20 protein-coding genes are annotated in these 20,267 nt (G+C 34.2%); all 20 read right to left on the bottom strand.

The features are described from left to right. Positions 1-14: 14 nt before the first annotated feature. The gene (locus FD967_RS01745) at positions 15-1,004 is read right to left on the bottom strand and encodes an NAD-dependent epimerase/dehydratase family protein (protein ID WP_215326377.1); all 990 of its coding nucleotides are present in this window, start codon (positions 1,002-1,004) and stop codon (positions 15-17) included. Continuing rightward, positions 1,004-1,954: a Gfo/Idh/MocA family protein gene (locus tag FD967_RS01740; protein ID WP_215326376.1), complete on the bottom strand. Its 951-nt coding sequence runs from the start codon at positions 1,952-1,954 to the stop codon at positions 1,004-1,006. The genes FD967_RS01745 and FD967_RS01740 overlap by 1 nt, the downstream gene beginning before the upstream one ends. Then, the gene (locus FD967_RS01735) at positions 1,947-2,462 is read right to left on the bottom strand and encodes an acyltransferase (RefSeq protein WP_215326375.1); all 516 of its coding nucleotides are present in this window, start codon (positions 2,460-2,462) and stop codon (positions 1,947-1,949) included. Before FD967_RS01735 ends, FD967_RS01740 begins: the two co-directional genes overlap by 8 nt. A gap of 26 nt (positions 2,463-2,488) precedes the next feature. Further along, complete coding sequence (locus tag FD967_RS01730) at positions 2,489-3,649, bottom strand: DegT/DnrJ/EryC1/StrS aminotransferase family protein (protein WP_251369066.1); 1,161 nt, start codon at positions 3,647-3,649, stop codon at positions 2,489-2,491. Beyond that, on the bottom strand, positions 3,624-4,415 hold the full coding sequence (locus FD967_RS01725; protein ID WP_215326374.1) for a methyltransferase domain-containing protein: 792 nt from the start codon (positions 4,413-4,415) through the stop codon (positions 3,624-3,626). Before FD967_RS01725 ends, FD967_RS01730 begins: the two co-directional genes overlap by 26 nt. A gap of 16 nt (positions 4,416-4,431) precedes the next feature. Continuing rightward, positions 4,432-5,145, bottom strand: a complete 714-nt coding sequence (locus tag FD967_RS01720; RefSeq protein WP_215326372.1) for a hypothetical protein — start codon at positions 5,143-5,145, stop codon at positions 4,432-4,434. Further along, entirely contained in the window at positions 5,142-6,335 is a 1,194-nt protein-coding gene (locus tag FD967_RS01715; protein WP_215326371.1) for a glycosyltransferase family 4 protein, read from the bottom strand. Before FD967_RS01715 ends, FD967_RS01720 begins: the two co-directional genes overlap by 4 nt. Further along, positions 6,335-7,114 carry a hypothetical protein gene (locus FD967_RS01710; RefSeq protein WP_215326370.1) on the bottom strand — a complete coding sequence of 260 codons (780 nt, stop codon included), beginning with the start codon at positions 7,112-7,114 and terminating at the stop codon, positions 6,335-6,337. The genes FD967_RS01715 and FD967_RS01710 overlap by 1 nt, the downstream gene beginning before the upstream one ends. Then, the gene (locus FD967_RS01705; RefSeq protein ID WP_215326369.1) at positions 7,114-8,469 is read right to left on the bottom strand and encodes a hypothetical protein; all 1,356 of its coding nucleotides are present in this window, start codon (positions 8,467-8,469) and stop codon (positions 7,114-7,116) included. Before FD967_RS01705 ends, FD967_RS01710 begins: the two co-directional genes overlap by 1 nt. Beyond that, complete coding sequence (locus tag FD967_RS01700; RefSeq protein ID WP_215326368.1) at positions 8,444-9,904, bottom strand: lipopolysaccharide biosynthesis protein; 1,461 nt, start codon at positions 9,902-9,904, stop codon at positions 8,444-8,446. The genes FD967_RS01705 and FD967_RS01700 overlap by 26 nt, the downstream gene beginning before the upstream one ends. Further along, complete coding sequence (locus FD967_RS01695; protein WP_215326367.1) at positions 9,886-10,473, bottom strand: GNAT family N-acetyltransferase; 588 nt, start codon at positions 10,471-10,473, stop codon at positions 9,886-9,888. Before FD967_RS01695 ends, FD967_RS01700 begins: the two co-directional genes overlap by 19 nt. A gap of 13 nt (positions 10,474-10,486) precedes the next feature. Beyond that, positions 10,487-11,647, bottom strand: a complete 1,161-nt coding sequence (locus tag FD967_RS01690) for a DegT/DnrJ/EryC1/StrS aminotransferase family protein (protein ID WP_215326365.1) — start codon at positions 11,645-11,647, stop codon at positions 10,487-10,489. Between the two features lie 45 nt (positions 11,648-11,692). Beyond that, positions 11,693-12,526: a hypothetical protein gene (locus FD967_RS01685; RefSeq protein ID WP_215326364.1), complete on the bottom strand. Its 834-nt coding sequence runs from the start codon at positions 12,524-12,526 to the stop codon at positions 11,693-11,695. A gap of 68 nt (positions 12,527-12,594) precedes the next feature. After that, positions 12,595-12,978 carry a hypothetical protein gene (locus tag FD967_RS01680; protein ID WP_215326363.1) on the bottom strand — a complete coding sequence of 128 codons (384 nt, stop codon included), beginning with the start codon at positions 12,976-12,978 and terminating at the stop codon, positions 12,595-12,597. Then, a complete protein-coding gene (locus FD967_RS10815; protein ID WP_371819315.1) occupies positions 12,972-13,247 on the bottom strand; it encodes a class I SAM-dependent methyltransferase in 276 nt (91 codons plus the stop codon). Before FD967_RS10815 ends, FD967_RS01680 begins: the two co-directional genes overlap by 7 nt. Positions 13,248-13,490: 243 nt before the next feature. Then, entirely contained in the window at positions 13,491-15,038 is a 1,548-nt protein-coding gene (locus tag FD967_RS01670) for a hypothetical protein (RefSeq protein WP_215326361.1), read from the bottom strand. A 45-nt stretch (positions 15,039-15,083) separates the two neighbouring features. Then, the gene (locus FD967_RS01665; RefSeq protein WP_215326360.1) at positions 15,084-16,436 is read right to left on the bottom strand and encodes a hypothetical protein; all 1,353 of its coding nucleotides are present in this window, start codon (positions 16,434-16,436) and stop codon (positions 15,084-15,086) included. Then, positions 16,429-18,321: an asparagine synthase (glutamine-hydrolyzing) gene (asnB, locus tag FD967_RS01660; protein ID WP_215326359.1), complete on the bottom strand. Its 1,893-nt coding sequence runs from the start codon at positions 18,319-18,321 to the stop codon at positions 16,429-16,431. The genes FD967_RS01665 and asnB overlap by 8 nt, the downstream gene beginning before the upstream one ends. A gap of 38 nt (positions 18,322-18,359) precedes the next feature. Continuing rightward, the gene (locus FD967_RS01655) at positions 18,360-19,166 is read right to left on the bottom strand and encodes a glycosyltransferase family 2 protein (RefSeq protein ID WP_215326357.1); all 807 of its coding nucleotides are present in this window, start codon (positions 19,164-19,166) and stop codon (positions 18,360-18,362) included. Further along, positions 19,163-20,263: a non-hydrolyzing UDP-N-acetylglucosamine 2-epimerase gene (wecB, locus tag FD967_RS01650; protein ID WP_215326356.1), complete on the bottom strand. Its 1,101-nt coding sequence runs from the start codon at positions 20,261-20,263 to the stop codon at positions 19,163-19,165. Before wecB ends, FD967_RS01655 begins: the two co-directional genes overlap by 4 nt. Positions 20,264-20,267 lie beyond the last annotated feature (4 nt).

Below are 20,267 nucleotides of genomic sequence, written 5' to 3'. Positions count from 1 at the left end.
TAAATTTTTATTTTTTAATTACGAATTTGATTGTCAATAGAAATATTATTTAAATACCATTCGATAGTCTTATCTAGCGCATCATCAAATGGTGTTAAATTGAATTCAACCAATTCACATATTTTGTGGTTATTAGCAACATGACACATTACATCCGACACTCTTTCAGACTTATTCACTATTTCACCAAAATAGTTCATTTTTTTACAAATTATTTTTATTAAGTTTTGAACACTTACTTGGTTTTCCGTAGAAATATTTACCGACTCGCCCATAGGTAAATGAGCATGCAGTTTTAGCACCGCATCTACAGTGTCATAAACATATATGAAGTCTCGACTTTGCAGTCCTGAACCATGAATTTCTGGAGCTATACCATTAAGAATTCGCCAAATAGTTATAGGAATAATGCCTGCTAAATAACCCCTATAGTTTTGTCTAGGTCCAAAGTTATTGAAGGGTCTGACAATATAAGAGTCAAGGTTAAACATTTTTACATAACTCTCGACAGCATGGTCTGCGGCCGCCTTTCCAGCTGCATATGCTGTTGTTGGATTTTTAGGGTGCTCCTCGTCCATTGGCTCGTATACCGCTGTTCCATAAACCTCTGACGTTGAAAAATGGCAAAGTGTATTGAATCTTCCGCGGCGCTGATTTTCAAGTAAATTTAGTACAACGTTTACATTTGTTGCAAATGCATTTGCAGGATTTAAATATGAGTAATTTAGCGCCTTTGTAGCACAATTAAATACAACATCAATCTCATGATTATCGAAAATATATCCTAAACTAGTACTAATTTCAGCATCATCTCTATATAGAAAGGTGTGATCATTTTTAAGGGCGGAGTGAAGATTGTTAATATCGCCAGTAAAGAGATTATCTACAACAACAACTTCCTGGGTCCGGCTATTTATCAGTCTATCAACAAGATGACTTCCAATAAAACCAGCGCCCCCTACAACTAGTACTTTTTTACCTTCAATTGGTTCGCGCACTTGCATCACAGCACACTTTCTTTAATTTGATCACAAATTATCATTGCGTCAAGACCAGCTTGTATATTTGGTCTTTGTGAAAAATCCTCCTCATAGCAGCTGGCTAAAAAGGCTTGAAGTTGATTTAGAAGGGCTTCTTGGTGCGGAACTTCTATTGATTCTTCTTGGGCGGTTATTGTGTAAGACTCATTATCAATTTTTCTCAATTCAGATTGACGACTTATTAAGACCTCTTTCCTTAGCAAGTTACATTCTATAAACATATCCTTACAGGTTGCTTGTATCATTCTCATCTTCTTTTCAGTCATGCGACTAGCCTGTATGCGTGAAAAGCTGCCATTTTGATGCCTTAAGGTTGCCGAAGCAAAATCAATGATGCCGCCTTCAGCAACCCCAACAGCATCAACCGTATCAACTGGGCCATTAATAAATAAAGCCAAGTCTATATCGTGAATCATTAGGTCCGTTACAACATCAACATCATTGATACGAGAACTTAATTTATTTGTTCTAGTAAAATCTATGTTAACAACGCCGCTGCTGTGGCTCAGAATTTTCTTAATTTCGCGCACGGCAGGGTTATATCGCTCAATAAAACCAATTTGGATGTTGAGATTTAATGGCTTGACACATTCAACAAGATCTCTTGCCTCCTTTAAATTAGAGGATAGAGGTTTTTCCACAAAAATATTTCGTACTTTACCTGCTACGTTTTTAATAATTTCATAATGTGTACTAGTAGGGCTAGCTATAAATAATGCATCAATCTTATTGAGATATTCTTGTGGATTGTCAACATTCAATACGTCATATTGCTTTGCAATTTTTTTTACGGCCTCTTTATCAAGATCATTAATGAATATGATTTCAACATTTTTCAACATTGATAGTACTCGTAAGTGATTTTTTCCCATCTTACCAATACCAATCAGGCCAACTCTGACTATACTATTCATCTGATTCCATGCCTTTAATTTTATTTCCCATGCGGTCAATTTTGGATATTACTTTGGCAGGATTTCCAGCGACAAGGGTATAGGGTGCTACGTTCTTTGTAACGACTGCGCCAGCAGCCACCATTGAGTACTCTCCTATTGTCACGCCGCAAATTATCGTAGCATTAGCGCCAATGCTAGCACCCTGTTTGACGAGTGTGGATGTTGTTTTCCATTCCTTATTAAAAGCACGAGGTACCCTATCATTCGTAAAAGCCGCATTTGGCCCTATAAAAACCTCATCTTCAATAGTTACACCATTATAAATAGATACACTATTTTGAATTTTGCAATCGTTACCAATGATTACCCCATGGTCTATATAAGAATCTTTGGAAATAATGCAATTTTTACCGATCTTTGCATGTTCTCTAATTTGAACATTTATCCAAATCTTTGACCCGGCATCAATCACAGCACTCTTATCGACATTTGCCGTTAAATGTATAAATCTATCTTGAGCACTCATTTTCTTACCCTCTATTTATTAGATGACTATACAAGGGAAGCTACAGTATCAACAACTGTTTTAAGTTCAATTTCAGTCATATATGGATACAAAGGTAAGTTGAGAATTGATTCGCACAGCTTCTGCGAGTTTCTACCACCCATATGGAGAATGCTCTTAATTGCTGGCTGATCTGATATTGCTGCGGGATATATATTTCCGAATCCAATATTTTTATCTCTCAAACCTTTTTCGACGCGCCTCTTTAAATCAAAATCTTCGAAGATAGTTACATTACAGTATCCATTTTCCTCATAAAATTCTGGCGCTAAGATTTGTTTAACGCCAATTGTGGATAAACTATTTTGATAGTACTTAGCAGCATTCCGTCTTGAGGAAATTCGTTGAGGAAGATAATCTAGGGCTATATTTAAATAAGCCGCCTGAATTGAATCCAATCTGGAGTTCCATCCAATTGAACCGTATCCATAATGTGAAGTGCGCCCATGATTACCAAGCCTCCTCACTTCTTCAGCTATAGATTTTTTGTTTGAAAAAACGGCGCCGCCGTCGCCCGCACCCCCCAGAACCTTAGCCGGATAAAAAGAAGTTGTAGAAAGTAATGCATCCTTATAGATGGACTGTCCGTTTAACTGAACGCCAAAACATTGGGCCCCATCCTCAACCAAGAAAATATTGGAATCTTTACAAAAAGTTCTAATGAAATCTAAATTTCTAGTTGCCCAACCATAAAGATGAGCAATAACGGCGGCCTTAGGTTGATACTTCTCTGCAGCTAGAATGAATGCAGATAAATCAACCCCACCGTCAATAAGGTCAACATCAATGGTTATTGGGATCGCCCCAACGTTTACAGCAGCCTCATATGTAGCCCAGAAGGTAACATTTGGCACAAGTACATAATCACCTACACCAACGCCCAAGGCTCGAAGGGCAAGTTGAATAGCATCCGTTCCATTGGCACAGGTCACGACATTATCAACCTGGGTTAAGTCCGATAATCGCTGTTCGAAAATTTCTACTTCATATCCGCCAATAAATGAGGCTTTTTTTGAAAGTTCAGCAACCTTTTCACTCCATCGCAGCAAAAAGTGATCTTCAAACCTAGTTAAATCGATAAATGGAATAGACATTTTAATATTGTAGGATAGAAGGTGAAGATCACTTGCTTTCGCAAGACCACTCATGTGAATCAATTTTATTTAAATTAGCTGCGCTTGTTTTCACTAGAATACAGTATTGCATTTTAAATTCTCCGTTCATCCCCAGGTAGCTTGCCCACCAATCAATATCCCTAACAGATGAATCAAGAGTGTTAAAGTTTCGATCCTCCATCCAATATCTTCTTGCACTCACTCCAATAAATCGCGGAAGAGTCTCTTTAAAAAATTTGCTATTGAAAAAGTAATTGAATGAATTATCTTGAACCAAAGATAAATCTCCGGCAAAAAAGCCTGCGCTCACCATCAATATTGAATTTGTCTTTAGTGTTTGCTTGAATATATTTAATGTTTTGAATAAATCAGTTGTATAACCAATTGAATCAAAACAAGTTAGAACGTCAAAGCTAATTTCCTTTAAATCATCTTCACAGCCAAAGCAAGTAATTCCTTCAGCTCTATTGCACTCATCACGAAAAATTTCGCTAGTCTCTACACCATAAACAGTAAAACCTATTTTCTTTGCCTCTGCTAAGAAAATACCGTTAGCACACCCCCAATCAGCGAGACACATTTTTGAATTATCCTTAGGAAGGATATTAAACTTTTGTAAAAGTAAGTTAATTAGCTGAGCCCTATCAAAGGCAACTCTCTTCCTCCAAAAACTACCTTTTGTATAGGATTTTAGAAAATCTGCGCCCCAAGGTGTTTTTCTACCATCCCATTCGGAAAGATGCTTTTTTTTGTAATAGCCACATGCTTGACAAAAAAATAATTGCTCAATTGCAACCATCTCGGAGTGACATAATTCACAAATCACTAATAATTTCCTCAAAAAAATTCAATACGCCATAATCATTATTAATGTGTAATTTTAAAAAATCTGTGTCCCGTTGATTAAATTTAATTTTCTCATACGTACTAGTGTCGAAGGAATTCAAAAAAATATGGATAGGATGAAAATTGAATACCTTTAGGTATTTATATGCAAGCAAGTCCTTCGGAGTTGACTTTTTAATTGATATACACCATTCATCATCCTCCCAGGCAATAGGAATCTGTAAGATGGATTTATCCCAATTAGAGAATGGCACAATAGCCAACTCTGTGCTTAAAAGTAAATTTGACTCATACTTATAATTACGTGCGGAAATATTACGAAGCAATTCCGTCTTAAAAAAAGAATCATGGGATCTAATTCCCGCGGGCCTAAATCCAAGAATATTTTCGTAATAATCTAAAACCTCCGAAATATTTCTTCCATACCTAAAATCACCATTCAATAGAAAATTAAAGTTTGGATGAATGCAGAATTCAAATTGATCTGAATATTTGATAAATTCTTTTGTCACCAAGGATTCATGGGTTACAAAAAAAGTAGCCTTTTTCTTTTTCTCCATTAATCTCTCGAATACAAAATTGAGAACATCATCACAAGCCCAGTCATAATCAAAAGTCAAAAAAACTGTATTATGATAATTATTATTAATTAATTCTAAATTGGATAATGTGGATGTATTCATAATTTTATGATTGCATTAATAAGTTTAGACTTTGACTCTTTCATACGGTCTTCTGAATATTTACTATATATGAATTTTTGAGAATTTAAACACATTTCCAAATATAATTCTTTATCTCTAACAAGCAAATCAATTTTATCTTTTATGTCTTCTATTCTGAATGAGTCAATTAAAAATCCAGAAAAACCATCTACAATGTATTCAGGCATAGCATTTGTACCGTATGCAATAATTGGCCTTCCTACAATTCCAGCTTCGATTGATACGCCACCGGAATGAGGTGCAACTACAATATACGCTGATTCAATATTTTTCAGAATTAAAGAGTTGCTCACCCTACCCTTAAAAATAATATTATTAAATAATTTATATTTATAAACAGCCAAAGGAAGATAATTTCCATCACCCAGTACGTGCAACTCAAAACCATTTTTCGATGCTTTGGATATAAGAAATGCATCTATTGCATCTTCTGAGCGTTTCATCTTTTCGAATCTAGTTATTAATAGTATAATTTTACTATTAATAGAATTATTAATATTTGGAGGAATAAGCTTAGGAAGTTCTGCCCGCACAATATGATCGGTTGATATGTACTTGTTAAGCGCCTCTTCTCCAATAGTGTACATGACCTCATAATGCATAATACGAGAACCACAAAGAATTTTTGCCTTTCGCCATAAGAACTTATATATATAATTACCTAAAATATCTTTTTTATTTCTTAAACTTTTAGGTGTCATGATATAGTTTGAAACTGGTGAGGCTATTACAAAAAATATTATAGGGACTTGAAAAAAAATGTTCAGGTAAAGGCCAAGAATAGATGAATACATATCCCCATTTAATCCAATACATGTATTCGGCCTAAGCAAAAAATAACGGGCTATGGCTATAACATCCAAAAAATCACCTATAGGAAACTCAACAACCTTTCTACCATGGTACCTAACGTTACCCTTTCTTTTTTCAAATACTAAAAATTGACTCTTGATTCTCTTATCGATCACTAAATATCTGGAAAAGTCCTTCCAATAATCCATTAAATAGGAATAATTGTAGGAAACAGGAGGAACAAAAATATACCTCCTTACCTCTTTATTACAATTTTTTTTTCTAAGATAAAATATAATATACAAATATGGACTTGCTACTAACAAAATTAATAATTTAAAGAAAATATAAGGCATTAAGATTGATTTCTATAGATATTAATAATTCTAGCGGCATCCAATACATCTCGGGAATGCAAAATAGGTTTAAGTCCTCCGATAAGATCAATGGATTTGTTAGAGTAATTAATTATAGACTTACTATTAATTTTAATTGATAAAGAATTTACAAGCTCATGTAAATTAAGAATATTATTCGGAATTAAATTTATTAATTTTTCATCCTTATTAATTAATATATCATATATATCATCCTTAAAGTCATCTAACGGTGTTGCAAAAAAAATTAAGTTATCAATATTCAGCTGAATATTATTCTCTAGTGAATATAATATTCTACTAAATAATCTACTTCCTGACTCACCCTTGCCAAATGGAAATGTCAATCTAATAATCCTCCAATCTATCTTTGAGTGTTGTATTAGTATTTCTGCTGCAGCTTTTGACTGAATATAACTATTTCCTTTGAAAGAACTACTAAATACAACACCCAAAGTAGATAAGAAAACTAATTTTCCGCTATAATCATAGTCTTCAAGAAATCTAATAAACTTTCCAAATGATTCAACATTAGTTTTATTTGTAATAACTTCGTTATTTGAAATATTTGCAATAAAGTACAATATATGGCTTGCATTCAGTAGATCATCTTTATGTCTAAAGTAATCAAGCTCATTATCTATATTAAAGTCCGGCCTGCACAACCTTACAATTTTACATGAGTCAGTATTTTCAAATACTTTCTTTGCGACAAAACTATTTGACCCAACTAAAACAATTGATTGAATTAAGCTCATTAGTTAGCCCTTGAGATCAGGAATAACTCTGATTGATCTTCATTGCAAAAGATTCTTGAGATAGTCTGACCCAACTTCTTTTTAATTGAAAAGCCAATTTCACTTAATTTCTCAACTACATTAGCATCACAGACAACATAATCGTATTCTGATAAAAAATCATTTAATTCATATTGCTTTAATTCATCCATTTTTTTATATAATATTAGCCATGATGATGCCGCAGAAGTATTCTCTAGAAATATTGAAGGGATAACATTACAAAAATTCCTACATTCATATTCAAAAAGATACCATAAAAATCGATTTCTGTTATCCATATTATAACCACCAGAATAATAAAATATTAAATTCGATTCTTTTTTCTTACTTAAATTTTTTAAATCTTGGATATATTTAATCATTCTATCTACATCAGATACTAATTTAAAAATATCTTTATTAAAATAATTTAAGTTTCTCCCAAGATAACCAATAGGAAAAATTAATAAGAAAATCATAATATAATCTATATTAGCAGCATAGCTAATAATACATAAAAATAATATCCTTCTTTCGGATGATGAATCCATAAATCTAAATATCACACCGTTAAATAATATAATAATTGCAAAATATAGATAACCGTAATCGTTACTTTTAATTGTAAAATAGATTAGAATAAGAAAACTAATTACTTGTAATTTTGAAGGTTTATTAATAGCTACGTATTGTTTATTACCAAGCAATTTCGATATACTTGTCACCTTTTCTTTGCTTATAAAAAATCCCTTGAATGTGTATAGCAAATTAAGAATTACAATTGTGATTAATACAAAATTATTATTCTGAACTAAGTTTTTTATTAAATAAGGTACTAATAATATTCCTGCTGTAATATTAAAAGATGAAATAATAGCCAATATGAAATTTATATAGTCATTACCACTTGAAATTATATATAATGACATCGCACATATTATGAATGGGATTTCAGGTTTGATATCAATTATTATGTAGTTAATAAATAAAGGTGATATCAATATTATTATTAATATTGATATATCTATTTTTGCAGTTGATAATACTATAAATAGAGAAGTAATTGAGATTAATCTATAATAGTACGGTCCTAATATGTAGAAAGTTCCGTAATCAATTTTACGCCACCAAAATGGTTTTTCAAATTTAAAAAATCCATTAAATAAATATTTACCATTAGACAAGGCAATAAAACCAGCATTCTTATACCAAAAGCTTGTTAAATATAAATCATAGTCTGTAGTTATTAATTTTTTATTATATATTAGCTCATAGCATCTTATGTAGCTTAATATAAATATTCTTAATTTAAAATATATATTTTTTAAATCCATTAATATTAATCTTCTCTTTATCCACTATTATCATTGATAATATTATTAAAATAATAATTAGCCCAACAATTGCATTAACAATATTCATGTTCCCTAGCTCTACGAAGACGAACCAAGATGTGTATCCTAGCGCTAAGGTAATCTGCATTAGCATTATTTTCAGTTTATATCCGACGCGCCATAATGATTCACTGATGTATAGCGAAACTGTTATCCAAAATAGATAAGCAATTATCGTTGAAATTGCCGACCCAACGTAACCATAACTTTTTACTAATAACCAATTGCACATCACGCAGACAAGTGCTGACATCCCCATTATTATTGCATTTATATAAGACTTTTCTGATTTCCATATACCGATACATATTATTGAAAAAAAGCCATACAATACTGGTTGCCATGCTAATAACCCTACAATTCTCCATGATTCGCGATACTGCTCACTAACCAATATATCAATCAGTTTTGGGGAGCAATATGTCAATAAAATAACTCCTATTGCTGCAGACCCTAAATATATCTCTGCTGCATTACGAAATATTTTCTTGTTATCATCTTTTTGCACTAATTCCATTGCAACGGGCCACCAGGCTTGTCGCACCCCTTCTACCAACAAACTCAAGATATATGCAAACTTTAGCCCTATAGCGTATATACCAACAGACTCTACTCCCTTATAGATTTCAAGAAACCATCTATCCGTTGAATTCATTAGGTACATTGTTATTGCTGCCGGCATGAATGGAACTCCGAATTTAATTATCTTTACCCAGTATTCACTGTAAATTCTTGAGAAGCTAAGGTAGTTCTTTATTAGATGTATGCTGTAAATCGCAATCAATGTACCCGACATTGCAAGCGCCAGAAAATAGCCAAATACGCCATAGTTCATGGCTAAGCAAAAAAATATAGTTAGAGCGGCACATACAATTGAACTCATTAAACTTACTAAGAGGAATTTTCCAGGTTTATGAGTTAGCCTCATAATATCTGATGCAATACTCACAATTTGATTTATTAATACCCCTAAAAATAAAATTCCATATATTTCAAAATTTAAGTCGCCGTTAGAAATTAATCCAAATATTATTGGCACTAGTAAGGTTGAGAGAATTGCTACAAAAAATCCCCATATTAGCCGCAATTGAAGTATGGAAGAGACAAAACACTTTCGCTCTCCCCGATCGGATTCATCGAATTTATAAAAGTACATTGAAAGTGTTGCATCCATCCCTAGTGAAATGATGATGGAAACAAATGCGGCGTTTAAGTTTAGAATTTCAATTGCACCATATTCACCCACTGAAAAAATTCTGGTGTAAATTGGGATCATTAAAAATGATAAGCCTTTATTTAAGATACCTCCAATTCCATAAATCAGAGCCTCCTTACTAAATCTCTTGATGGAATCCATTAATTCTCTAACACCCATTTAACTGCATAGTATTTATTATTCCACGATGTAAATTGATGGACTAATTTTGCATTAAATGATTTCACATAATAGTTAAATAATTTTTCATTAGACGTTTTTGTTTCTATAAATTTGATATTTGAATATTTTAAGGTCGAAGGAATATGATTAAGCAATCTCCCGCCTACCCCCAATCCTTGATACTCTGGCATTATGGCAATATAAGTAATTTCCATTGCATCAATACCCAAAGGAACTTTATTTATTATTTGACTAAAAGCTACTAGAATTTTACTTGGCTTGAATAAAATTACTCTAAAAAAACCACATAAAAAACTATAAGAAAAAATTATCTCGAAGAGCCTGATTGATTCTTTTGATAAGAGGATAAATCCTATAACTTTATCCTGTTTTTTTGCAACGATAAATCTATTACTCTTTAACTCTATTGTTTTTTTATAGAAATTTTCTAGGACTTTAGGCCCAAATGATGGTAAAACATCTTCTGGAAGCGCGGTTCTGTGGATAGAGGCTAAATTATTAAAATCTATTAATTTAACTTCACAAATTTTAATGTCAGATCTCAAAAATTTTAATATTTTATTTTGTTACAGGGAAATTAATTAGAGATGAACTTGCAAGAGTCGAATTTTTAAAGTCGCCTTTATAGTGAGAATATTCCGGTAAGTTAGGAATGCTATATTGGATTAAATTTCCAAGCTGTACTCCGTGATTTATATATTCTTTTAATACAGCGTCTCGATTAGAGACTCTTATAGGATAGTGGGAGTAAGTTGCTCCTTGAATTATTGGACCCAGGATCCAACTTGGATTTTTTGACAAGCTCTCTTGATAGAAATTTACTTTTTTGCGTCGGTAATCAATAATCTGGTCATATTTGTCTAGCTGAACCAACCCTATTGCTGCTTCAATATTAGTCATGTGGTCTAAATAATCTACCGGAAAATGTATTTTATTATCAAGATGAAATGCTTTCGTATACTTATTTAAAATATTTGTTTTCTCCTGAAGCCACCAGGTTACAAAATAAAGATACTTACTAAATGCTATACACACAAGAATAAAATATAACCTACGTTTAATTTCTTTTAAAAATCCTGTTTTTTTATAATTATTATCACGCCAATCTCGTACTATATTTGCTAAATCTTGATTTTGAAAAGTTAACATTCCACCAAAAATACTTGTCATTATCTTGCTAATATTCAAAGCATATACTGCTACATCACCAGAGGTCCCAATCATTCTGCCATTCCATTCCGCTCCGAAACAGTGGCAACAATCTTGAATTAGCCATATCTTATGTCCAAAACGAATTTCTGATTTTTTAACAATATCTTCCAGCCTATCTAAATCCTGGGGATACCCAAATGTATGGGTTGCTATGATTGCCTTAGTCTTTACGCTGACTAATTTCTCTAGCTCATTCAAATCCATGTTGTAGTCATTTAAATTTATATCTACAAAGACGGGGGTATTGCCACTTAAGGTCACAGCATGAGCTACAACTGAACATGTATATGATGGCATTAATACTTCAGAGTTGACCAAGCCAATTGCATTAAAGAATGCCCACTGGGCCGATCTTCCATATGGAAATGTCACGGCATCAACTGCTTTAAATTTTTTTGCAAACTTTTTTTCAAATTGATATACAGCGTCTGAATTTAAGCGGAATATCTTTTTCCACTCTTTATAATTCAAGAATGGTTTAAATCTTGGCTTTAGTATCCACTTCATTTATTTCTTGCTCCAACCAGCCAGTCAAATCCAGAAAACAGTATTTCAGTGTCGAACATTAGACAAGACAAAGCTAAAATTATTTTTGTTCCAAGTTCGTGATTTATATAAAAAATCACTCAATGTTTGGTTATTTTTAGTAAAAGAAAGTGATGCTTGATTGCGATCATCAGCGCCGTTATGAAAATAACTAATGGGAGATATTGGAACAAAATTAAGAATTAATACATCCCGCCTGAGTCCCGAAATCCTTCTATGATAATTTCTACCAGCTGTAAATAGAAAGGCTTCACCGGGGCCACCATAGGTTCGATGTAAAACATCCTTAAATAGCAACACATCGCTAGGTGGAGAGGGGCACTTGAAATTCGCACCAATAAATTCCATATGCATAGAATCTTCATGCACATCACTTAAATTAATCATTAAATTGACAGTAAATCCGTCATCAATGTGATAGTCTTCAGTTCCATTATGGAAATTATCAGTATATGACGCATATTGAATGTTACCTCTTATGTAAAAATTTTTACCAAAGAAGCCGTACAAAACTTTATAAAGTCTATCAGTAAATATTGATTTAATTAGAAATTCATTATTGTGTGGTATCCCGTAAAAAATAAACTCTTTGGGCATTTTCTGATAGATAGGTAAGAAATCTATTTTTGGTTCAGGTGAAATAATATTTTCATTTACATAACTGGCAATATCTATCTTGCCATAATGTAAAAAACCAATGTCTTCCAATTGGTCTAGATCATTTACAGATTTATGAGTATAAAAAATTCTATAAATTTTATAAGCTCTTAACTTTATATTAGCATAAATTGAATTTGACCTATTATATATTTTTTTATAATATGTGAATAGAGTGTCCATAATTATCATCTATCAAAATCAGGAAAAATTGAATACTTTAATTCAGTAGCATGAAAAGAAAAAATACGCTATTTAACTCTAATTAAATTCATATACATTATAAAGCCGAGGTTGCCATCAAGCCATCTATTTATGAACTTAGGCAACTTAAAAGGGAGGGCTCTTGAGGGGAAGAAGTGGAAGTATTCCTCGTCTACTCTAAACTTATCTCCAAATAAGCTGATAAACTCATCGCGGGTGTATGCAATACCAATAGGGTTTTTAGCGCCATCATAATGCCTAGCTATCCCATCCGCATCGCCCACACTGAATATATTTTCTCTTCCACGACCCTTTAATCCTGCACCCGTGAGAGTTAAAATTAAAACCATCCATTTGAGATATGGCCATGATTCTACAATCCAATTTTTATAATAAACCGATATGCTGACAGTGCCCTCTTTTTTTAACACTCGATATATTTCTGAAATAATTTTTTTTCTGGGTTTGGCGTATGGTGAATAACCCCTTGGCAATTGATATGATCAAATGTAGCGTCTGGAAAATTTAGACTTTCTCCGTCCTGCTGACTAAGGTTCGCCGACACTCCATTTTCTGTCAATCTTTTACCCGTTATTTCTATGGCGTTCTTTGTTAGATCTGCATATAGGTTATTTAGCCCGCGAAGACCAAATTCAGTAACCCAAAAGCCAATTCCGAAACCCAAATCTAATAACTTAATGGCTTGACCACATTTTCGAGGAGGGGGTAAAAAACGACTATCAAAATTTCCGTCAAAACATTATTTAAAGTAAATCGATCTATGCTCATCAAAAAATAATTTTGACCCAACTTCGTATTGAGACTCTCCGGTCCATTGTAGATTTTCACTCCAAAATTTCTCAACGTCGACTATATTTACCATCATTTTAATACTCATATAAAATTTATCTTTGTATAATAATATTACTATCAATCAGTTTTATTATTCTTCGTCTTGAGCTTGCCAGTAACCCTTACTCGCCATGTGAATAGCTATAAAATAGCCAGGCGTCTTCAATACCTCATAATCATTAGGTTTTATAAAATTATTCGTAAGTTTTAGTTTTTCCCCAAGAATAATTGTTCTTTTATTAACCACTTCCCATTTATCTTTAGATGTTATGAGCATTCTTACTAGTATTAATTTAGCAACCTCTCTTAGAGCCCGAGATTTAAATAATGTTATACAGAGTAGACGTAGGCATATAAATTTATATGGATTTTGCACACCCTTTGGCATCGAAACAATTTCAGCACTTACCTGGATCTTATCACCCTCAATAATTAATAAGTTATTAGCATTAAAGGATTGGGTGCTTCCTAATTTATTTTTTTTATTCCTTAAAACTACGCCACCATCTATTAAACTATTTTTTCCATTTACATAGTGATAAACAACACCCCCTTTGTGAGTACTAATAATCGTATAGTGATTTTTCCCAGAGTCAATGATAATGCCGGCCTCCTTAAAATGTATTCGGTAAATTTCTTTATTCGCAATTTCCTTTTTTTTCAATTTCTCTTTTTTTACATCTTTAATTGTCGCGGCCCAACAATAGGAATTAAACATAGGGACTAAGTTTGGCTCATCTATACCGGATAGCGTCACAACATTTTTGAGTTCAATGCTCTTTTCCATTTTATTTACCAAAAACTCCGATTGATGCCCCTCAATCATAAGTGCAAGGCACCCGGCGGGGTAATAAAACCGTGTATTTCGACTTCCGTATAAACCACCAAATGAGCCATCTGGATGAGCAAAATGACTCATAAATTCGAGTGACTTTACTAAGCGCTTATTTAATCCAAGATCAGGGCGCTGTAAATTTACATCGGCTAAATAATACGTACATAATGTTTGGTAGCCTGGATCAAATCCATCATACTCCCTAAACCACCCCTCAATAGATTGGTTTTTCAAAATTCGATCAAGTAATTCATGAGCTTTTTGGCTTGCTTGGGTGTCATGTGCAATCTTTTCCCAACGAAAAAGTGCAGCTACTGCGGTTGCAAGATGATTTGAAATTAAGCCATGGGTTTCATCGGCCCTTTTTAAAAAATGAATCATTGGCTCTACGACTTGAATCCAAGACCCAAGTGTTTCTTGATCCACTTTTTTTTCCAATAGTTCTATTGTACAAAGTAAATCAAAGGCAACCAGAGCAGTTACACAATACGAACCTTCGTTAGGAAATGCTTCCTCTAAACTTCCATCAACATGCGTTAGTTTTTTTGCGCCAAGAAATAGTGCATTTATTCGCGATAGGAAGACTTCATTGGATGTTTTGAATGGCCACAAACCATTACACCAAAGTCGCGCCAGACCATGAGCTATTCCTTGAAATGAAGCATTTCCAAAATCAATAAGTCCCCATGCCCAATAATACCTATCAGCCATTCCATATGTTTGGCTTGTACTATCAATATCGATAAGACTTAATATTCTTGGTAAATTTTTCTCAACCTCATCAAGGTAAACATTTTTTGTCACTATGTCGATCGCTTTTAGAAAAATTAACTTAAAGAAATACTTACTTTAATTACTATTTACACCATGGGCATGAGAAAGCAACTCAATTAATTCTTCAAATCCCTCAGACCACCCATAGTCTTTAGAAAGGGTATGAGGATGCCAAAGAACAGAAGCGCATCCAGCCACTGCTTGACACTCCGAAATCAAATAAAGCATCTTTTTTTTTCTTTCAAAAGTATCTAGCATTTGATAATCATACAAATGTGAATCCATTAGTATGGTTGGCATTGCCATCATGCTATGGCGGGTTGATTTAATCTGATTCCAAGGGTGCCAGGCAATTGCAGCACTATTCCTAAACCCTGGTCGATCATTAAACATTAAAGTTGTATCCAAATTTAATGTAGCATTTTCTTGTGCAGCCCATGTTTGAGCCCAGCTAAAACGAAGCCAATGCTGTCTACATACGTCTATATTCTTTCCAAGCAGATCCTCTAGATCTTTTTTTTGCTTTGCAATCAAAGCTGAATTACTCCATGCGTCAAAGCTTGGATGAATTCCGATGATATGGCCATCCTCTAAAATTTGCTTTAATAATCTAAGAAGTTTTGGGTCTCTTATGTCATATCCAGGATCAAGAAGCCACCTTTTCATTGTTTTTTTACGAAAATCAACATGAAAATGATATGTAGCCTTTATGCCTGGAATTTTTTCTAGCAGCAAGATTCTGTCAAATTTCCACCAATTCTCCGACCCAAATATCATACGAAAAATATTTTTTAATAGCTCGCCGGACAATGTTGACCTTACCTTAAAGACACTGGAGATTGCATTCACCAACATAAAAATTGATTGCTTCATCCTTATTGCAGCCGTTTTACTTACTGCATCAACATCATGCGTCATTTTGATGCTGGAATTCTGGAGCTGACCAAATAGCTTGTTCGGAGATACTGATTTTCTCTGTGCTGCCCATTCCCTCAAAAAAAATGCAATTCGATTAACCCAAGCGTGGTCCCACGCACGAGCATCCCAAGCCTTTAATCTAAAACTATACGAATGAATTGGCCCATTTATAACTTCCCATTGCCGCTCATGCCAGCCCTCTAAAAGTAAAAAAATTGCCAGCCACCAGTCTATTTTTTGCCATAAAGTTAAATCGGTCTCTAAGCAATTAACAGGAATTAATTCATGCGGAACAAGTAAATACCCATCAACACCTACATATTTAGCCCACTCAGGAAGTAAAACTTTTTTTAATTTTAGAGGTAAAACAGCCTCAAATTTATGATTAAGTTCTTCTATTGGAAGAAGTGAAATTTCATTACTGTTTTCCACCCAGAATTGCCGTAAAGAAATTAAAGCATGTTCTTTAATAAGCGCAGCATTTGGAATATTGATTTCGATTTTATGCATCTATAAATTGTTGATGCCAAATTTCAAGGCTTAGCGCGCCCCATAACTGTCTTGAGCCAACACCCTGATTAATTATCATACTTTCTAGCGCTTTTTTTGTAAAAATATTTCTCTCAACACTAGCTTTGGATAATAAGGTGTCAGCAACAAAATCTCTCACCACGCCACCCCTCATCCACTCAGCTAGGGGCACCGGAAATCCCATCTTATCCTTGCGATTAAGAATTGGTTTCGGCAATATATGTGAAACTGATTTCTTTAAGATATGTTTTGTTTTACCACCTTGAAACTTTAACTGGGGAGGCATTTGTGTAACTAAATCCATAATCCGGTAATCTAGCAATGGTACCCTTGATTCAATTGAATGCGCCATACTTACCCTATCCTCAACTTGTAACAGCGCTGGTAATAAAGTTTTTTGATCAAAATACGTCATCTTATTAATATACGAAGTGGTTTCTGGATTGTTAAAAATTCTTTGAAAATCAGAGAATAATCCATCACGATTAAAGGTTTTTATCAAATCTGGATTTAATATTTCTTTAATATCCTTACTTCGATCAATTAAATGGAAGTATCTGCTATCCATATTATCAAAAAGCCCTCTGCTCCAAAACTGCTTAATCAATGGAGTGTACTCTTTCAAAATAGCGAGATTGGGAACAATTGATTCTAGCGTTACCAGGTGATTTCCTTCTTCCTGGCTTTCGAATATTGCACCCTTTAGAGCCTGCTCGAGGTAGCCAATGAGGTATCTAGCATATCCACCAAATATCTCATCACCGCCTTGTCCTCCCAGAACTACTTTCACATGCTCTGCCGCAAGCTTACTGACCAAATATTGGGGAAATACGCCAGGACCAGCGAGAGGTTCATCTAGAGCATATATCAATTTAGGTATCAGATCTACAAAATCTTGATCTGTTGGCACTACTTCAAAATAATCGCAATTAGAATGTTCAATTAAAATCTTTGCATATTTTGATTCATCATATTGAGACCCATCTTTAAATCTTCCATGAAACACCGGCATTCGACCATCCGAATGCCTTGAAGCTAGTACAGCAACCAGACTAGAATCTATACCACCCGATACATAGGATCCGACTGGAACATCGGAACGCATTTGAAGCATCGTACTGTCCTCAAGCAAGTAAAGAAGTTTTTCTCTAAACCATGTTTCAGTATGTTCATAATCAACTTGATAATCTTGCTTCCAATACGATATATTAGATTCAATTCGATTGCCAGTCCCAGTAAGATAATGTCCAGGTTCAATTTTTAGAACATTTTTAAAAAGTGTCCTATCATCAAGGCAAAATTGAAATGACATGTACTGCTCAAGAGACTTATCATCCCTCTCAACATGAATCTCAGGATGACATAAGATTGCCTTAATTTCAGAGGAAAAAATTAGCTCATTTGATGTCTTTGAATAGTAAAGTGGTTTAATTCCAAAATGATCTCTCGCTGCTACCCATGAACCACTCTGACGATCATGAAAGACAAAAGAAAACATTCCATTGAGCGTTGGTAGGGCTGCTATTCCGCGGTGGATTAGTAGCTGGAGAAGAACTTCAGTATCTGATGCTGTTTTTAAAGACACTCCAATTGCACGTAACTCAAGAGCCAACTCTAAATAGTTATAGATTTCACCATTAAAAACTAATTTATATCGACCGCATCTAGAAGTCATGGGTTGCTGCCCATTATCAACATCAATTACTGCTAAACGGCAATGCCCAAGCAAAGCTTGGGCATTAACATAGTCTATACCAGCACCGTCAGGACCTCGATGTGAAATTTTATCCAACATTTCTGAGACCAAAGGTTTTCGAAAAGAGATATCTAGGCCATCAACCAGGAGGGCAACTATTCCACACATTTATAACGATACTTTAAGTTAATTGGATTGTAATTAGGCTACTGAAAATGATCATTAGATAAACTCCAATTAGCGTGTCTTGATTTTATGGAGTTTCTCCAGCCACCCCACGGCCAGTAATAAAGAATTGTCATAACAATATATCCCAAAGTTGTTACGCTTCCTACCATTTTGCTACTACTTTGCTTTTGGTCATAACGAAGTATAAAGGGGACTTCAGTGAATTTGGCATCAAGTAATTTTAATTTCACCACCTTTTCCAGGGTGCATGTAAAGCCTAGACCCTTTAATTGAATAAAGTTATTTCCAAAAAAACTAACCGCCTCCTTAATTTTCTCGGCCCTGTATGCACGAAACCCACATGAATATTCTCGAAGTCCCTTGATTGGAAAAAATAATTTCATAAAGGAGTTTGCTCCATAACTAATAAAAGTACGGTAGGAATTTACTCCAAGTTGGCCACCGCCCTCAGCAAAGCGCGAAGCAACTACAACATCGTAACCTTCTCTGATTTTATTAATTAGGTTAGGTATAAACTCTGGCTCATGAGTATCGTCACAATCAAGGCGCACAATCACATCGCCAGCACTAGATAGCTGACTTGCAAGCTCAAATAGATCCCTTGAGGACTCCCCCAAGCCACGATTAATTTTGTGATGAATAATTTCTAAAGGTATGCTTCTTTTAAAATCCTCCAACATTTTTTGAGTACCATCAGTGCTTCCATCATTGCAAACTATTATTTTATAACCCTCATTAAAATTACTTAATTCAGTATTTAATTTGGGAATCAACGTCGGCAAAGATTTCTCTTCATTTAAGGCAGGCAGCAAAACAAAAATCATAAATTTCCCCAAACATAATTAGCAATTTTTTTTGCCGCATCTCCATTGCCGTAAACACTTTTTTCTACATTAGAATTTGGCAAAACTCGACGACTAAAGGCCGCTATAATTTTTTCGAAATTGGCGCCAGTCAAAACATTCCATCCCATTTCAACAGTCTCAACCCACTCAGTTTCATCCCTTAACGTTATACAGGGAACTTTATGAAAATATGACTCTTTTTGGATGCCGCCGGAATCTGTCAATACCAATTGAGCGCCCATTTCCAATCTCTGCATTTCAAGATATGGCAGGGGTTCAAGAATGCGTAATCCACTTAACCAATCCTGCCTCCCTAATCTTTTTATTAAACTATACGTTCTTGGATGAATCGGCATAACAATATCCAATGTTTCATTTATTATTTGCAATGCTTGAAAAATTGCCTCTAATTTTTTAGGATCATCCGTATTCTCAGCCCTATGAAGTGTGCAAAGTGCATATTCCTTTTCTTTAATTTCCCAATTATCAAGAGAGATTATCAATTTCGCTTTCTCTTGATAATACAATATTGCGTCATACATAACATCACCAACATTAATAACAATCTGATCCTGGCTTTTGGTATTTGTATAAGGGAATCCCTCGCTTTTAAGATTTGAAACTGCCACTGCACTTGGGCAAAACAATGTACTGGAAATCCTATCGGTTAATACACGATTGACTTCCTCTGGCATGATTAAATTATGAGATCTAAGACCAGCTTCAATATGAATAACAGGTAAATGGAGCTTACAAGCTGCTAACGCACCTGCTAGTGTTGAGTTAGTATCGCCATAGACCAAAACCTGATCCGGCCTCTCAGACATCAATATATGCTCTATCCCCTCTAGCATACGCCCCATCATGGCCCCGTGAGATAAGCTTGCAATTCCAAGATTAAATGTTGGTTGCGGCAAATCCATTTGATCAAAAAAGACATCGGACATATTTGAATCAAAATGTTGTCCTGTATGAAGAATTTTTTCCTCGATGCTTGTATAGCTCTTAAAAGCACGACTTACTGTTGCCGCTTTTATAAATTGCGGCCTTGCTCCAAGTATGGTTATTATTTTCATAACT

This window comes from Polynucleobacter sp. JS-Mosq-20-D10 (genome assembly GCF_018687755.1).
In the GTDB taxonomy this organism is placed as follows: domain Bacteria; phylum Pseudomonadota; class Gammaproteobacteria; order Burkholderiales; family Burkholderiaceae; genus Polynucleobacter.
This window is presented reverse-complemented; position numbering and strand designations above follow the sequence as displayed.

What these genes read in the sequence shown, in the direction of transcription:
- FD967_RS01730 (WP_251369066.1), bottom strand. Translation starts at nt 3,649, where the DNA reads ATGAGTGGTCTTGCGAAAGCAAGTGATCTTCACCTTCTATCCTACAAT.
- FD967_RS01700 (WP_215326368.1), bottom strand. Translation starts at nt 9,904, where the DNA reads ATGGGTGTTAGAGAATTAATGGATTCCATCAAGAGATTTAGTAAGGAG.
- FD967_RS01740 (WP_215326376.1), bottom strand. Translation starts at nt 1,954, where the DNA reads ATGAATAGTATAGTCAGAGTTGGCCTGATTGGTATTGGTAAGATGGGA.
- FD967_RS01665 (WP_215326360.1), bottom strand. Translation starts at nt 16,436, where the DNA reads ATGCATAAAATCGAAATCAATATTCCAAATGCTGCGCTTATTAAAGAA.
- FD967_RS01715 (WP_215326371.1), bottom strand. Translation starts at nt 6,335, where the DNA reads ATGCCTTATATTTTCTTTAAATTATTAATTTTGTTAGTAGCAAGTCCA.
- wecB (WP_215326356.1), bottom strand. Translation starts at nt 20,263, where the DNA reads ATGAAAATAATAACCATACTTGGAGCAAGGCCGCAATTTATAAAAGCG.
- FD967_RS01705 (WP_215326369.1), bottom strand. Translation starts at nt 8,469, where the DNA reads ATGGATTTAAAAAATATATATTTTAAATTAAGAATATTTATATTAAGC.
- FD967_RS01720 (WP_215326372.1), bottom strand. Translation starts at nt 5,145, where the DNA reads ATGAATACATCCACATTATCCAATTTAGAATTAATTAATAATAATTAT.
- FD967_RS01655 (WP_215326357.1), bottom strand. Translation starts at nt 19,166, where the DNA reads ATGATTTTTGTTTTGCTGCCTGCCTTAAATGAAGAGAAATCTTTGCCG.
- FD967_RS01735 (WP_215326375.1), bottom strand. Translation starts at nt 2,462, where the DNA reads ATGAGTGCTCAAGATAGATTTATACATTTAACGGCAAATGTCGATAAG.
- FD967_RS01685 (WP_215326364.1), bottom strand. Translation starts at nt 12,526, where the DNA reads ATGGACACTCTATTCACATATTATAAAAAAATATATAATAGGTCAAAT.
- FD967_RS01725 (WP_215326374.1), bottom strand. Translation starts at nt 4,415, where the DNA reads ATGGTTGCAATTGAGCAATTATTTTTTTGTCAAGCATGTGGCTATTAC.
- asnB (WP_215326359.1), bottom strand. Translation starts at nt 18,321, where the DNA reads ATGTGTGGAATAGTTGCCCTCCTGGTTGATGGCCTAGATATCTCTTTT.
- FD967_RS01690 (WP_215326365.1), bottom strand. Translation starts at nt 11,647, where the DNA reads ATGAAGTGGATACTAAAGCCAAGATTTAAACCATTCTTGAATTATAAA.
- FD967_RS01710 (WP_215326370.1), bottom strand. Translation starts at nt 7,114, where the DNA reads ATGAGCTTAATTCAATCAATTGTTTTAGTTGGGTCAAATAGTTTTGTC.
- FD967_RS01745 (WP_215326377.1), bottom strand. Translation starts at nt 1,004, where the DNA reads ATGCAAGTGCGCGAACCAATTGAAGGTAAAAAAGTACTAGTTGTAGGG.